The organism is Streptomyces sp. NPDC004134, assembly GCF_042874195.1.
Lineage (GTDB): Bacteria > Actinomycetota > Actinomycetes > Streptomycetales > Streptomycetaceae > Streptomyces.
This window is the reverse complement of sequence record NZ_JBIAMS010000030.1, coordinates 41,177-54,375: the sequence shown is the minus strand read 5'-3', so window position 1 is coordinate 54,375 and position 13,199 is coordinate 41,177. Positions and strand designations below refer to the sequence as shown.

15 protein-coding genes are annotated in these 13,199 nt (G+C 72.0%); 4 read left to right on the top strand and 11 right to left on the bottom strand.

Translation table 11 applies throughout. From position 1 onward, the window contains the following. Positions 1-13: 13 nt before the first annotated feature. The gene (locus ACFYVJ_RS29770; RefSeq protein ID WP_388897923.1) at positions 14-823 is read right to left on the bottom strand and encodes a TetR/AcrR family transcriptional regulator; all 810 of its coding nucleotides are present in this window, start codon (positions 821-823) and stop codon (positions 14-16) included. A 119-nt stretch (positions 824-942) separates the two neighbouring features. Here ACFYVJ_RS29770 and ACFYVJ_RS29765 point away from each other — a divergent pair, with 119 nt between their 5' ends. After that, positions 943-1,884 (top strand): ATP-binding cassette domain-containing protein, encoded by a 942-nt coding sequence (locus tag ACFYVJ_RS29765; protein ID WP_388897920.1) that lies wholly within the window; start codon positions 943-945, stop codon positions 1,882-1,884. Next, positions 1,877-2,638, top strand: coding sequence for an ABC transporter permease (locus ACFYVJ_RS29760; RefSeq protein WP_388897917.1), 762 nt, complete (start codon positions 1,877-1,879; stop codon positions 2,636-2,638). Before ACFYVJ_RS29765 ends, ACFYVJ_RS29760 begins: the two co-directional genes overlap by 8 nt. A 213-nt stretch (positions 2,639-2,851) precedes the next feature. Here the strand turns inward: ACFYVJ_RS29760 and ACFYVJ_RS29755 are convergent, their stop codons facing one another. The 5 genes from ACFYVJ_RS29755 to ACFYVJ_RS29735 all read right to left on the bottom strand — a co-directional run bounded on the left by ACFYVJ_RS29755 (position 2,852) and on the right by ACFYVJ_RS29735 (position 7,210). Next, positions 2,852-3,256, bottom strand: a complete 405-nt coding sequence (locus tag ACFYVJ_RS29755; RefSeq protein WP_388897914.1) for an ankyrin repeat domain-containing protein — start codon at positions 3,254-3,256, stop codon at positions 2,852-2,854. A 9-nt stretch (positions 3,257-3,265) separates the two neighbouring features. Next, positions 3,266-4,231, bottom strand: coding sequence for a phosphotransferase family protein (locus ACFYVJ_RS29750; RefSeq protein ID WP_388897912.1), 966 nt, complete (start codon positions 4,229-4,231; stop codon positions 3,266-3,268). Between the two features lie 238 nt (positions 4,232-4,469). Continuing rightward, the gene (locus ACFYVJ_RS29745; protein WP_388897909.1) at positions 4,470-5,177 is read right to left on the bottom strand and encodes an HAD family hydrolase; all 708 of its coding nucleotides are present in this window, start codon (positions 5,175-5,177) and stop codon (positions 4,470-4,472) included. Further along, positions 5,174-6,040 carry a winged helix-turn-helix domain-containing protein gene (locus ACFYVJ_RS29740; RefSeq protein ID WP_388897906.1) on the bottom strand — a complete coding sequence of 289 codons (867 nt, stop codon included), beginning with the start codon at positions 6,038-6,040 and terminating at the stop codon, positions 5,174-5,176. The genes ACFYVJ_RS29745 and ACFYVJ_RS29740 overlap by 4 nt, the downstream gene beginning before the upstream one ends. A 279-nt stretch (positions 6,041-6,319) precedes the next feature. Beyond that, on the bottom strand, positions 6,320-7,210 hold the full coding sequence (locus ACFYVJ_RS29735) for a winged helix-turn-helix domain-containing protein (RefSeq protein ID WP_388897903.1): 891 nt from the start codon (positions 7,208-7,210) through the stop codon (positions 6,320-6,322). Between the two features lie 230 nt (positions 7,211-7,440). Here ACFYVJ_RS29735 and ACFYVJ_RS29730 point away from each other — a divergent pair, with 230 nt between their 5' ends. Beyond that, entirely contained in the window at positions 7,441-7,656 is a 216-nt protein-coding gene (locus ACFYVJ_RS29730) for a hypothetical protein (protein ID WP_101423848.1), read from the top strand. 22 nt (positions 7,657-7,678) lie between these two features. On the opposite strand, the gene ACFYVJ_RS29725 is transcribed toward ACFYVJ_RS29730, so the two are convergent. The 3 genes from ACFYVJ_RS29725 to ACFYVJ_RS29715 form a co-directional block, all read right to left on the bottom strand. Beyond that, the gene (locus tag ACFYVJ_RS29725) at positions 7,679-8,935 is read right to left on the bottom strand and encodes a GNAT family N-acetyltransferase (protein ID WP_388897900.1); all 1,257 of its coding nucleotides are present in this window, start codon (positions 8,933-8,935) and stop codon (positions 7,679-7,681) included. Positions 8,936-9,008: 73 nt separating this feature from the next. Continuing rightward, complete coding sequence (locus ACFYVJ_RS29720; protein ID WP_388897898.1) at positions 9,009-10,037, bottom strand: asparaginase; 1,029 nt, start codon at positions 10,035-10,037, stop codon at positions 9,009-9,011. Positions 10,038-10,098: 61 nt separating this feature from the next. Next, a complete protein-coding gene (locus tag ACFYVJ_RS29715; protein ID WP_388897895.1) occupies positions 10,099-10,791 on the bottom strand; it encodes an ABC transporter substrate-binding protein in 693 nt (230 codons plus the stop codon). 182 nt (positions 10,792-10,973) lie between these two features. Between ACFYVJ_RS29715 and dtd the strand changes: the two genes are divergently transcribed. Then, a complete protein-coding gene (dtd, locus tag ACFYVJ_RS29710; RefSeq protein WP_388897892.1) occupies positions 10,974-11,399 on the top strand; it encodes a D-aminoacyl-tRNA deacylase in 426 nt (141 codons plus the stop codon). 181 nt (positions 11,400-11,580) lie between these two features. On the opposite strand, the gene ACFYVJ_RS29705 is transcribed toward dtd, so the two are convergent. Together ACFYVJ_RS29705 and ACFYVJ_RS29700 are read right to left on the bottom strand one after the other, a co-directional pair. Next, complete coding sequence (locus ACFYVJ_RS29705) at positions 11,581-12,549, bottom strand: YgfZ/GcvT domain-containing protein (protein WP_388897889.1); 969 nt, start codon at positions 12,547-12,549, stop codon at positions 11,581-11,583. 98 nt (positions 12,550-12,647) lie between these two features. Then, entirely contained in the window at positions 12,648-13,100 is a 453-nt protein-coding gene (locus ACFYVJ_RS29700) for a Fur family transcriptional regulator (RefSeq protein WP_388897886.1), read from the bottom strand. Positions 13,101-13,199: the final 99 nt, after the last annotated feature.

Here is a 13,199-nt window from a genome sequence, read left to right as displayed (position 1 = left end):
GCGGAAGCCGTGGTCAGTCCTGGCGGCGGCGCCCTTCGATCAGCGCCTCGATGCCGTCGAGCACGCGCTCCAGGCCGAACGCGAACTCGTCGTAGTCCGAGGGGTTCTGCGGCGCCTCCACGTCCGCCTCGTCGAACGCGCCGCCCTCCACCGCCGTACGCAGATGGGGCAGGTGGCCGGCATCGGAGACGCGGAGCAGGAAGTGGCTGTACTCGTTCATCAGCCGCTCCACGTCGGGGCTGCCGCCCATCGCCAGGGCGATCGTGACCTCCGCGCGCACCTGGTTGCTCACCAGCAGCGCCGTGGCCACCTTCTCGAACTCCGTGAGCGGGGTGTCGCGGAGGATGAAGAGGGCCTGGTCGAGCGCCGCGAGCTGGTTCGGCGTGACGGGCGGGCCGCCGCTCGGCACGTGCGCCACGGCCCAGGGGTGCGCGAACATCGCGTTGCCCACGGCCTGGTACCAGTGCCGCAGCCCCGCCCGCCAGTCGCCCTCGGCCTCCGCGGGCAGGGGCGGCGGCGGGCCGAAGGCCCCGTCGACCATCAGCGTGACCAGCTCGTCCTTCGTGGCCACGTACCGGTACAGCGCCATCGTCGAGACGCCCAGCTCCTTGGCCACCCGCCCCATCGACGCGGCCTCCAGCCCCTCCGCGTCCGCGACCGCGACCGCCGCCGCGACGATCCCGTCGAGCGTCAGCCCCCGCTTGGGTCCCTTCTGGGGCCGCGGCCGCAGGCCCCAGGCGGCCTCGACGCTGGCGGGAATGGCTCCGGTGTCGCGCTTGTCTTCGCCGCCCCGGCCTTCGCCGGCGGTGTCCATGGCGTCCATCTGCTCAGTTTACGGCATACGCAGTGCCATGTATGGTCTACGCAGTAGTGCGTAAGGCATACGCAGAAGCGCCTGCGCAGAAGCAGCTCTGCGGAGCATTCACGGAGAAAGGGGGAGCTGTGCCCCAGCCCACCCGCCCCGCCGTCGAGGCCGCCGGCCTCACGAAGGCGTACGGCGGCACGAAGGTGCTCGACGGCGTCGGCCTGACCGTCCGGCCCGGCACGGTCTTCGCCCTCCTCGGGCCCAACGGCGCCGGGAAGACGACGACGGTCCGCATCCTCGCGACGCTGCTGCGGGCCGACGCGGGCACGGCGAGCGTCGCCGGGTTCGACGTGGTCGCGGAGCGCTCGCAGGTCCGCAGGGCCATCAGCCTCACCGGGCAGTACGCCGCGCTGGACGAGGAGCTGACCGGCGCCGAGAACCTCCGCATGGTCGCCCGCCTCACCGGCCTGTCCCGCCCCGCCGCCGCCCGCCGCGCGGCCGAGCTGCTGGAGCGGTTCGGGCTCGCGGGCGAGGCCGCCGGGCGCCGCGTCCGTACGTACTCGGGAGGCATGCGCCGCCGTCTCGACCTCGCGGCGGGCCTGGTCGGCGACCCCTCCGTGATCTTCCTCGACGAGCCGACCACGGGCCTCGACCCCCGCAGCCGGCAGGCCGTCTGGGACGAGGTGCGCCGCCTCGCCGACGCGGGCGTCACGGTCTTCCTCACCACGCAGTATCTGGAGGAGGCCGACCGCCTCGCCGACCGCATCGCGCTCCTCGACGGCGGCCGGCTCGTCGCCGAGGGCACGGCGGCGGAGCTGAAGCAGCAGGTCTCCGCCGAGCGGCTGGACCTCACGCTGGTCTCCCCGGAGGCGTACGAGAAGGCGGCCCACGCCCTGGACCACCTCGTCGTACGCCGCGACGCCGGCACCCGAACCCTGGGCGTCACCACCGACGGCCGCGCCGCCCACATACGCGACCTGCTCGACGCCATCGACCCCGACCGCACCCAGGTCGAGCGCTTCGCCCTGCACTCCGCGACGCTCGACGACGTCTTCCTGAAGGTGACCCGCGATGGCTGACGCCCTGACCCACTCGGCGACGATGGTCGGCCGCTCCGTGCGGCTCAGCTCCCGCAACCCCGACGCCGTGATCACGGCGCTGGCGCTGCCCGTGCTGCTGATGCTCGTCTTCGTCTACCTCTTCGGCGGCGCGATCGACACCGGCGGAGCCTGGCGCTACGTGGACTACGTCGCGCCCGGCGTCCTCGTCCTGTGCGCCGGCTTCGGCGCCGGCACGACGGCGATGAGCGTCGCGGACGACATGAAGGGCGCCGTCATCGACCGCTTCCGCTCCCTCGACGTCGGCGGCACCGCCGTCCTCACCGGCCACGTCGCCGCCAGCGTCGTGCGGAACCTGGCGGCGACGGTGCTGGTCTTCGCGGTCGCCTTCGCGATCGGCTTCCGCCCGGACGCGGGCCCCGGCGGCTGGCTCGCGTCGGCGGGGATCCTGCTGGCGGTGATCACGGCCATATCGTGGCTCGCGGCGGCGGTCGGCCTGCTGGCCAACTCCCCGGAGGCGGCGGGCGGCTTCACGTTCTTCCTGGCCTTCCTGCCCTACCCGTCCAGCGCCTTCGTCCCGGTCGACTCGATGCCGGGCTGGCTCCACGGCTTCGCCGAGCACCAGCCGCTGACACCGGTGATCGAGTCACTGCGGAAACTGCTGCTGGGCCAGCCGGCGGGCAGCAGCCCGTGGGAGGCCCTGGCCTGGTGCGCGGCGCTGACGGTGGGGTCGATGGCGGCAGCGGCGGTGCTGTTCAGGAGGCGGATGACGTAAGGGGGGTACGGGAAGGGACCGATGCCCGATGGGGGCGGGCCACGCGCTGCAACGACGGCATTGGACCGAAACGGAGACCCCAGGAAACGGGCGTCGCCCGCCCCCGGGAACCCGCGTGGGCCGCCTCCGGAATCCTGCGTGAGCCGACCCCGGAAACCCGCGTGAGCCGACTCCGGAAACCCGTGCCGGCCGGACCAGGACCCGGCACGGGCCTCACACCCCGCCGAAGAGCTCCAGCAGTTCCGTCTTGCCGGCCACCCGTGCCGTCGCGACCGCCGAGGGTGATCCGGCCTGCGGATCCGCCCCGTGCCGCAGCAGCACCCGCACGACCTCGTCGGCCCCCGCCCGTACCGCCGCGGCCAGCGGCGTCGCACCCGCGGCCCCGACCTGATCCGCGTCGGCCCCCCGCTGCAGCAGCGCGGCTACGGTCCCGGGGTGCCCGTTGACGGCGGCGAGCATGACGAGGGTGTCTCCATCGTCGTCCCGCAGCCCGGCCGGCACCCCGGCGTCCACGTAGGCGGCCAGCGTGTCGGTCTGCCCCTGCCGGGCAAGCTCGAAAGCCTTGGTGGCCAGCTCGAACACGGCGGGGTCGTGCGCGGGCTCGTCGGCTCCACTCATGCCGTCACCCTACGATGCGGAAGGTGATCCCCCGGTATTGGCCGCGCGCTGCCGCCGCGGTGTGGCCAGCCATGTCAGCAACTCGTGCTCGATCTCGCCGGCACCGGCCACCGTGGGCAACAGCAGCGAGTCCGCCGCCCGGTCGAGCGCGGTGTTGATCACCTTGGCCGCCTCGGCGGTCGACGTCTCACCGCGCTCCGTCGAGTACGCCTGCCGGATCACGTCCGTGTACACCGACTGGATCCGCTTGAACGCGAGGTACCGGGGCAGGTCGGCCTCGATACCTTCGGCGGCACCGGGCCGGGACTGCTCCGCCACGTCGGCCCAGCGGGCGATGACGTCGCTCTCCTGGCGGGCCGGATAGCGCATCAGATGCAGGTGGGTGGCCAGGTCGTACAGCGGATCGCCGATGAGGGCCAGCTCCCAGTCGATGGTCCAGAGGGCGTCGTGCTCGTCGACGATGAGGTTCGCGCGGTGCACGTCCCCGTGCAGCAGCCCGAAGGGGCGCGGTGTCATGCCCCGGAGCCGGGCTTCGAGGGAGGAGGCGGTGGCGGGGGCGGACCGCGGGTGGATGCCCAGGCTGTGGAACAGCGCGTCGAAGTGCGGCAGGGAGTGCTCGACCACGTCGGTGAAGGTGAAACGGACGAGATCCTGGGCGAACTCCGCACTGCCGCGCTCCGCCGGCAGCGGCGCGTGCTGCGCGAGCAGCGCGGGATCGTAGGGCTCGACGGCGAGCAGTTCCCGGAAGAGCCGGATGATCTGACCGACGAACTCGGCGGGCACGTCCTCCCCGGGCGGCGCGACCTCGGCCAGCGTGCACCCTTCGATGAAGCCCTGGACGGTGAGGGAGTCGATGTGGCCGACGGTGGGAATGTGGGAGACACGACCGGCCAGCGCGGCGAGCAGTTCGTCCTCGGACCCGAAGCACCTACGGTCGAACCACAACAACCCGGGCCGCGGATCCCGCAACTTCACCCACCCGGCCGACTCCCCGAACAACCCCGGAACGGCGCCCAGTCGAACCGCATACGTCTCGTGATGGTATCCGGGCAACGGGCCGATGACCTGCTCCGTTGCGGCGGAGAGGACTTGGAAAACGGATGTTGCGGAGGCCGGCACTGGCGAAGTGTCCTCTGCTGCGGGCGTGATCGGGAAAGATTACTCCGTCTGCCGCACGGCGCCCCATGGACACAGATCAATTGTCGAGATGGTGTCAGCGCGAAGGGGCTGTACCGCGTAGCACGTGGAGCATGGCACCCATTGAATCGACGACCAGTGGTGCGCCTGTCTCCCTGAGTGCCTGCTCCTTGTGAGGCGCGCGTGCGTAGCCGATGAAGGCGACACCCGCGGCCATTGCGGCATGCCAATCGGACGGTGTGTCGCCGATCATCACGCACTGATCGGGCGTGGTGCCGGTTGACCCAATCGCACGCCACAGGCAGTCGGGGTCGGGCTTCAGCCCGGATCCGTCGGGTCGACGCCCGTGTACGTGCGAAGAGAAGTACTGGCTGAGTTCCTGCCTCTCCAGGTGAACCTGAATGGCAGCCGCCGAGTTGTTGGACGTGATGGCCAAGCTACGCCCGAGCCCGTGTAGTTCGGAAACCAGTTCGTGGGCGTCTGCGGTAGGTGTGGCCGTCGCGGCCGCCGCCTTCTCCTCTTGCGTCAGCAGCATCTCCACCTTCCGGACCATGTCGTCGTCGGGCAACAGTTTCCGGGCCGCCGCGAGGATGCTGTGCGGGTCGTTCGAGTCGTACTCGGATGGGCCGACCATGCCAGGTGCGCAACTGTCCAACATCGTATGGAGCTGTCCGGCGACCTGTGCCGCAGGGTGCGCCGAGAACAACCGGCAGATGGGGCCGTCGAAGTCGAAGAACACGCACTTTACCGATTCGAGCACTTCTTCCAGAGCAGTCACGTTCATCCGCTCCACCGTACGGCTATGGTTTGCCAACGCGTCTCGAACCACGCGCGCTGCTGGTCGATGAAGGCCGCGTCATGTGTGCTGCCGCCGTACTCGGTCCCGTGGAAGTGCAGCAACGGGGTCTCCATGCCGCGGACGTCGTAGATGGCGTGACGTCTCTCCGAACCGGGATCGAGCGGCACCTCGTTCGGCTGCACCGTGTAGGCGCCGAACAGGACTTCGGCACTGTTCAGGATGTAGAACTTGTGTCCCGGGAGCTGCCCCGTTGTTTTTATCCGCACGGAAACCTTGACCTGGCCGCTCTCCTCCAGGTGGTTCAGGTCGGCCCACAGCACCCGGGCGAAGCTGTTGCCGATCTCGTGGAGCCGATCGCCTGGTCGCCGGTCCTGCGGCTGCTGGATGAGCTGGGGAAGATCCTCGAACGCCGACCGCCGCGGGATCAGTGCTCTGACGGTGATGCTGGCCGGCGTCAGGCTTCCACGCGACACCGCCTGGAACGGCTCTTTCAAGGTACTGACCAGCGATTGCATCGTGACCGAGACCACGTCCAGCGTGACGTCCTCTTCGCCGAATGCCCGCATCAGGCAGTCGACCGGAGCCAGGTCGTCCGAGGCCGGAGTCGTGCGCAGCACCTTTGGCGGGCGGCCCTTCTTCGGAGCGTCGACCAGACCGTCCTTGCGTAGCAGGTCGATGGCGCGCTGCACGGTCGGCCGCGAGACATGATGCTGGTCGGCCAGGGACTCCTGGGTAGGCAGCGTGGTGTCGTCGGCAAACTCGCCTTCGCTGATCCGGCGGCGGAGGTCGTCGGCGATCCGCTGGAATGCGGGAGCACGGGCGTCATCTTCCGCTGCAGCTTGATGCATCTCAGGAAGGTACAACGCCTTGGCATCTTCGGACAGTTGGCAATGCCATCGAGGCTGGTGTGTGCCTTCGAGCCTACAAAGCCGGGCATCTTCGGTGTCGCTGTCCGCTGTGTGCAACTGGTGCAACTCCGTAGATTCGCATCCACGAAGGTCAGCGAGTGACGATGTGTGATCTCGGAGGCAGGTATGGCCCATTTCCCGATCACCGAACAGTGTGCCGGGGCGCTGCCCGATCCCCGCGCGGATGCTGTCGGCGGGGTTACCGTGAGTCACGGCTCATTAGCCGAAGTGGTACGGCGTGGCGATGCTCGTCCACATCGACTCGAACCACTTCCGCGAGTGGTCGACGAAGGCCGCGTCGTGTTCGTCGCGGCTGTCGGGGCCAGCGGAGTGGTGGAACAGCCGCGAGTTGAGGCCGAGGACGTCGTAGATGTCCATCTGGCCGCCGCCGGCCGGAGCGGGGACGTGGTTGGGGACGACCTCGTAGAAGCCCGTGAGCGCTTCGGTGCCGTTGAGGAGGTAGAGCTTCGTGGTCGGGGTGAGGGCCACGCCGCGAACTTCGACGGAAAGGTTCTGTACGAGGCCGCGTTCGCCGAGGTACTGCATGCTGTGGCGGAAGGCGCGCGTGTGCAGTTCGATGAGGCGGTTGAGGCGCTGGAGGGGGCGGGGGTCCGCCGGGTCGGCGATCAGGAGGGGCAGGGCCAGGTGCGCCTCGGGGCTGGGGACCATGATGCGGCAGGTGACCGAGTGAGGGGCTGCGCGGCCAGCTCTGATGGTCATCAGGGTGGGCGCAATCGCGCTGTTGAGGGTCTCGGTGGTCAGACCGAACACGTCGAGGGTGACATCGGTGGCCTGAAAAGCGACGTCGAGCCGCTCTGCCAGTTCCACATCCGCGGTGAGTGCCGGGACCCCCTCGCGGTGGTTGGCGGGCTCCGCGACCGTCGGGGGTGAGCCTCGGCCTACGTCGGCGAGGCGGTGTTCGCTCTTGAGGAGGGCGAGGGCCTTGCGGACCACGCCGCGTTCGACCTCGAACTCGTCCATCAGGGCTTTCTGCGTCGGCAGGCTGTCGCCCGGGCGGAGTTCGCCGGAGTCGATGCGTGCGCGCAGTGCGTCGGCGACGCGGTCGCGTTCGGCCCGGGCGCTGGTTGCCGAAGGTTGGTCCCTGCTCACCCTGCCAACCTTACAACTTCCGGCCAACCGGCGGGGGTTGTCTCGATAATGTTTTGAGTTGGTTACCAACTGGGCACAAGTTAAGCAGAGTTGGTAACCAACTCTGCGACCCTGGCGGCAACTGGGAGAAGTTGGCAGTGATGGTCGTCGCCCGGGTTCGCGCTCTCCCGCTGTCCGAAGGCGCATGGGGGGAGGGGGACCGCTGCGTAAGCAGAAGGGAGGGACCCACCATGCCTGTCGGAATCACTCTGGCCATGTCCGCGCTGCTCGTCGGCTTCGAGCGCTTCGTCGAGTGGCGCTTCGGCACGGTGGGAGCGATCGGGCTCACCACCTTGCTCGTGGGGCTCAAGGCGCAGAACGTCACGTGCATGACCATCGGCGGCCTCGCGCTCGCCGTGCTGCTCCTCCAGTCCGCCGAGCCCGGCCGCGCCGCGGCCGGGCAGTGAGACAGAAGAAGACAGAGGAAATCTAGAACATGTCGGGACACCACGGTCGGCGCGAGGTGCGCAGCAGGGTGTCCGCCCGTGCGGCGGCGCCCGGGCGCTCCTCGTCGACCACGCCCAGGGCGGCCAGCCGTACCGCGGACTCGTCGCCCAGGCCGAGCCTCGCGAGCTCGGCCACGCTCAGGGCGAGGTCGGCGGGCCGGTCCGTGGGTACGCAGCCGGTGCCGCCCGGGCCACCGGCGTCCAGCAGGAAGCGGCCGCCGGCCAGGCCGGCCGGGTCGTGTACGTCGAGCACCAGGGAGCCGGAGGCCGCGTACGTGCGGGCCTCCAGAAATCGCGGGACGTCCAGTGGCCGGAGCCACAGGTAGTCCGCGTGCGTGGTCACCCGGGCCGCCCGAGGGTCACCTAGGTAGAGGGGGAGGAGATCGTCGGGCGCCCGGTGGCCCGTATGGATCGTCGTGATCCAGTCGAAGGAGACCAGATAGCGCCACAGCGCCCGCTCCGCGGCGGGCGTGACGGCGATCAGGTCGGTCACCGTCAGCTCGTCGTCGGAGAGCTTGCCGGGCCACTCGCCCCACTTGGTGCGGTACGTGACGACGCCCTCCGGTTCGCCCGCCGCCGAGCGGTAGACCGCGTAGAAGGGCTCGTGCCACGGCTCGTCGACGCTGAAGCGGGCGGCGCCCGTGTGCACCTTCCACCGGTACTCGCTCCGGTTCACCGCGCCGGGCATCAGCGTGCGGAAGCGATCGTGCAGCGCCGGGGCGATCGCCATGAACTCGGCGCCGTCGAGGAGTTCGACGGTGCCGCCGTCGTCCGGGCCCGCGTAGCGCGGGTCGAGCTGGGCGCGCGGGGTGGTCACGTCGTACGAGGTGGTCCAGGTGGCGGGGCCGAAGCCGTAGCGGCCGTAGATCGGGTACTCCGCGGCGATCAGGCTGGCGACCACGTCGCCGCGCTCCTTCGCCGCCGCCATGTCCGTCCGCAGCATCCGGCTCAGCAGCCCGCGCCTGCGGTGCGTCGGCGAGACCGTGACGCTCGACACCGCGCACGAGGGCACCGCCGCCCCGCCCGGCACCGTCAGCTCCTGATCGAAGCTGCGGTACGTGCCGACCCACCGCCTGCCGTCGTACGCGCCCCACACCCGGGCCAGGTCGCGCTCCGCGACGAACAGCGCCACGTCCTCCCCGGTGACCGCGGGGGAGCGGATGAAGCCGGTGTGCAGGGCGCGCATCCAGTCGCCCACGTCGCCTTCGGTGAGCGTACGGATCTCGATGCCGTCGCTCATGGCCGCACCCCGTCCGGGTGGTGCGCTGGTGTGCCGGAGATATCGATCATCCGCCCACGCTAGGTGGCGGGCGTCAGAACGTCGCCCGAATTTCCCCGACCCGCTCAGCACCGCCGTGCAGCGGCGCCGCCCCGATCCTGGCCAGCACCGGCGACCGTACGCCCAGCAGCGCAAGCCCCCGCGCGAGCACGGGACCGACGGCCCGCAGCGCCCCGTCGTCGACCTTGAACGCCAGCGCCCGCCCGTCCGGCAGCGCCACCGCCTGCACGCCCTCGGCGCCGACCTTCGCCAGCGCGCCCGGCACCCCGCGCATCAGCCAGGTGTCCCACCGCCGGGTGCCCGCGACGTACTCCGGATGCGCCCGCATCGCGTCCGCCACCCGCCGCTCCGGCGTGCCCTCGGCGGCCAGTACCAGCCGCCGGAAGCCACGCGCCAGCGCCGTCAGCGACAGCGACATCAGCGGCGCGCCGCAGCCGTCGACGCCGACGTGCCGCACCTCCTCGCCCGCCGTCTCCTCCACCACCTGCCGCACCAGCCGCTGCAGCGGGTGGCCGGCCGCGAGGTACGACGCCTGCGGCCAGCCGTTCGCGACGCAGGCGGCGAGCATCGCGGCGTGCTTGCCCGAGCAGTTCATGGTCACCCGGTCCCGCCGCCCCCCGGCGGCCAGGTACGCCTCCCGCTCCTCCGGGTCCAGCGGCAGGTCGGGCGGGGTCTGCAGGTCGTCCTCCGACAGCCCGGTCTCGGCGAGCACCTTGCGTACGAGATCCAGGTGGAACCTTTCGCCCGAGTGGCTGGCCGCGGCCAGCGCCAGCCGCTCGCCCGCCAGCGGCCCCGCGTCCGTACGCGCCCCCGCCCGCAGCACCGCCACCGCCTGGAACGGCTTGTTCGACGACCGCGGGAACACCTGCGCCGTCACGTCCCCCCAGGCCCGCTCCACCTCGCCGTCGGGGCCCAGCAGCACCAGCGACCCGCGGTGCCGACCCTCGGCGAAGCCGGAGCGCACCACCTCCGCCAGCACCGGCGCGGCACCGGCGTACGCGCCCTCCTCGGCCGCCGCGGGAGCGGGGACCGGCGGCGGGGATATCCAGGTGTCGTCGTGCATGCGCGGGCGCCCTCCGTGCCGGGACGGCCTCGGGATCTCCGCTCCGTCGCTCGGTCAGAACTCAGGACAGCAGGTCGTCGACCTGCGCCTCCCCTTCACGATAACGGCGGGCGATCTCGGCGCTGCACTCGTCCGCGGTCCGCTGGAGCCGCTGCCGGCGGCCGGAGATCCGGGCCTCGTAGCCGGCCAGCCGGGCGAGGCCCAGGTGCAGCTCCTCGTCCGTACGGGCCGAGAGGTCGGAGAGCGCGACCTCGGCGAGCATCTCCTCCGCCAGCTCCCGGTACTCCTCGCGCAGCGGCGTGCCCAGGGTGACGTGCCGGGCCGAGGCGGGGCGGGGCGAGGGGCCGTCGGTGAGGATCTCGGGGAGCCGGTCGAGCACCGGCGAGTGAGGGCTCGCGCGGCGGCCCAGCTCGGCGCGGAGGATGTCGATCCGGCCGTGCAGCAGGCGGCGTACGTAGCTGAGGTCGGCCTCCTCCTGCTGTGCGGAGCGGCGCAGCCGGCGCAGCTCGGGAAGGCCCAGCGCGTCGAGTGGCGCGGAGGGAGTGGCGGGTCCCGCGGCGGCGCGCACGGCGGTGGCGCCGGCCGCCGCGGGCGCGATCGCCGCGGCCCGCGCGGCCTGCGCCGCCTGGGACCCGTGCGCGGGGCCGCCGTCGGGGGCGCGCGGCCCCGGCGGTCGGGGCGGGCGGTCGGCGGGCGGGCTGCTGCGCGCGGTCGGTACGGGCGGCGTGGGCCGCCCGGCTCCGGGAGAGCTCATGCGAGTGTCAGTCCCCTTCGTCCGAAGATGCCGCGTCGGCGTGGCGACCTTCCGGACACCGTAGGCAATCGTGCCATTGCGCACGGTCGAATCGCAGGGAGACTGCGCCCGTTCGGCCCCGCGCACGTTGCGGCGCCCGGGGGCACGGCGGCGCACGTGGCGCGCCCGGGATAATGCGACGTATGCGAGCGGTGGTGCAGCGGGTGGACGGCGCGCGGGTCGAGGTCGGCGGCGAGACGGTCGGCGAGGTGATCGGCGAAGGGCTGTGCGTACTCGTGGGCGTCACCCACGACGACACCCCCGCGAAGGCCGCGCAGATGGCCCGCAAGCTGTGGACGCTGCGGGTGCTGGACGACGAGAAGTCCTGCTCGGACGTATCGGCGCCGCTGCTCGTGATCAGCCAGTTCACCCTCTACGGCGACCCCCGCAAGGGCCGCCGGCCGACCTGGCAGGCGGCCGCGCCGGGGGAGGTCGCGGAGCCGCTGGTGGAGGAGGTCGTGGCGCAACTGCGGGCGCTGGGCGCGCAGGTGGCGACGGGGGCGTTCGGCGCGAAGATGCGGGTGACGCTGACGAACGACGGCCCGTTCACGGTGCTGGTCGAGGTCTGAGCCGTACGAGCCGGAGGCGGACGGGGGCCGGACGGCGGCGGGCGAAGGCAGCCGTAAGAAGCAAGGCGTACGAACTCGCGGCGCACAGGTGTGCCCATCGCGCGGGGCACGGGGGGCGTACGCGACATCCGAGGCGCACGGGAGCACGCCCCCGCGCTCGGGGCGCCGCCGCCCCGCGGGCTCAGGGCTCGACCACCGTCTCCTGCGCCGCCGCCGTCTCGTCCGCCAGCAGCGCCGCGTCCGCCGGAACGTTCCGCTTCACCAGCGCCAGCGCGATCGGCCCCAGCTCGTGGTGGCGGACCGAGGTCGTGACGAAGCCCAGCTTGCGCCCCTCCTCCTCGGCAGCCAGCCGGATCGCCGCGCCGTGCGGCGGCAGCGTCACCTCGCTGCCGTCCAGGTGCAGGAAGACCAGCCGGCGCGGCGGCCGGCCCAGGTTCTGCACCCGCGCGACGGTCTCCTGCCCCCGGTAGCACCCCTTCTCCAGGTGCACGGCGGTGCCTATCCAGCCCACCTCGTGCGGGATCGTGCGGTGGTCGGTCTCCAGGCCGAGCCGCGGCCGGTGCGCCGCCACCCGCAGCGCCTCGTACGCCAGCACCCCGGCGGGCGGGCCCGCGGCGGCGGCGAAGTCCGCCAGCGACTCGCGCGGCAGGAAGAGGTCGCGCCCGTATGCCGTCTCGCGGACGGCGACGCCCTCGGGCGCCTCCGCGATGGAGCCGGCCGGCAGATGGACGACGGCGACGTCGTCCGTGCGGTCCGCGATGTCCACCCGGTAGAAGAACTTCATGCTCTCCAGGTACGCGATGAGGTCCTTCTGCGTGCCCGGCTCCACGTGCGCCCACGTCGTCTCGCCGTCGTCGACGAGGTACAGCGCGTGCTCGATGTGCCCGTGGGCGGACAGCACCAGCGCTTCGGTGGCGTGCCCCGGCGCGAGCGCCTCCACGTGCTGCGTCAGCAGCAGGTGCAGCCAGCTCAGCCGGTCCTGGCCGGTGACCGAGACGACACCGCGGTGGGAGAGGTCGACGAAGCCCTCGCCGGCGTCCAGCGCGCGCTGTTCCCGGAAGAGATCGCCGTAGTGCGCGGCGACGCCCTCGTCGGGAGCCTCGGCGGCGACCGCCCCGGGCAGGGAGAGGAGGGGAGAAGGCGCGTTCATGCTTCAAGAGTACGTCCGGGTGGCCACCCGCGGTCACGGGCCGGATTCGGCCGCCTTCGGGGAGTCCCGGTGCCGCGGGGACCGTCGGGCTTCGCGCCTCAGGGGCGGGACGGGGCGGCCGCGTCGGACGCGCCCGGCTCGGCGCAGGTCGCGCAGCGGCCGAGGATCGCGAAGTGCTGTACGTCGCTCTCGAACCCGAAGCGCTGCCGCAGCGTCTCCGCGAACGGCTCCGCCACCGCGTTCTCCGCCTCGATCACCCGGTCGCAGACGCGGCACACGAGGTGCAGGTGGTGGTGGCGGTCGGCGATGTGGTACGTCGGCGGGCCGTGGTTGAGGTGCGCGTGGCTGACGAGGCCCAGCTCCTCCAGCAGCTCCAGCGTGCGGTAGACCGTGGAGATGTTCACGCTGGCGGCCGTCTTGCGGACCTCGCAGAGGATGCCGTCGGGCGTCGCGTGCTCCAGGGAGTCGACGGCCTCCAGCACGAGCTGCCGCTGCGGCGTCAGCCGGTAGCCGCGCTCGCGCAGGTCGCGCTTCCAGTCGGTGGTCTCCACGGCTCAAGTGTATGAGCGTCGCGGCGGAACCCCGGCCGGTTGGCGGAAAGCGCCCCCGGACGGGGCCCGCGCGCGGCCGGGCCGGGGCGCGCGGGGCGG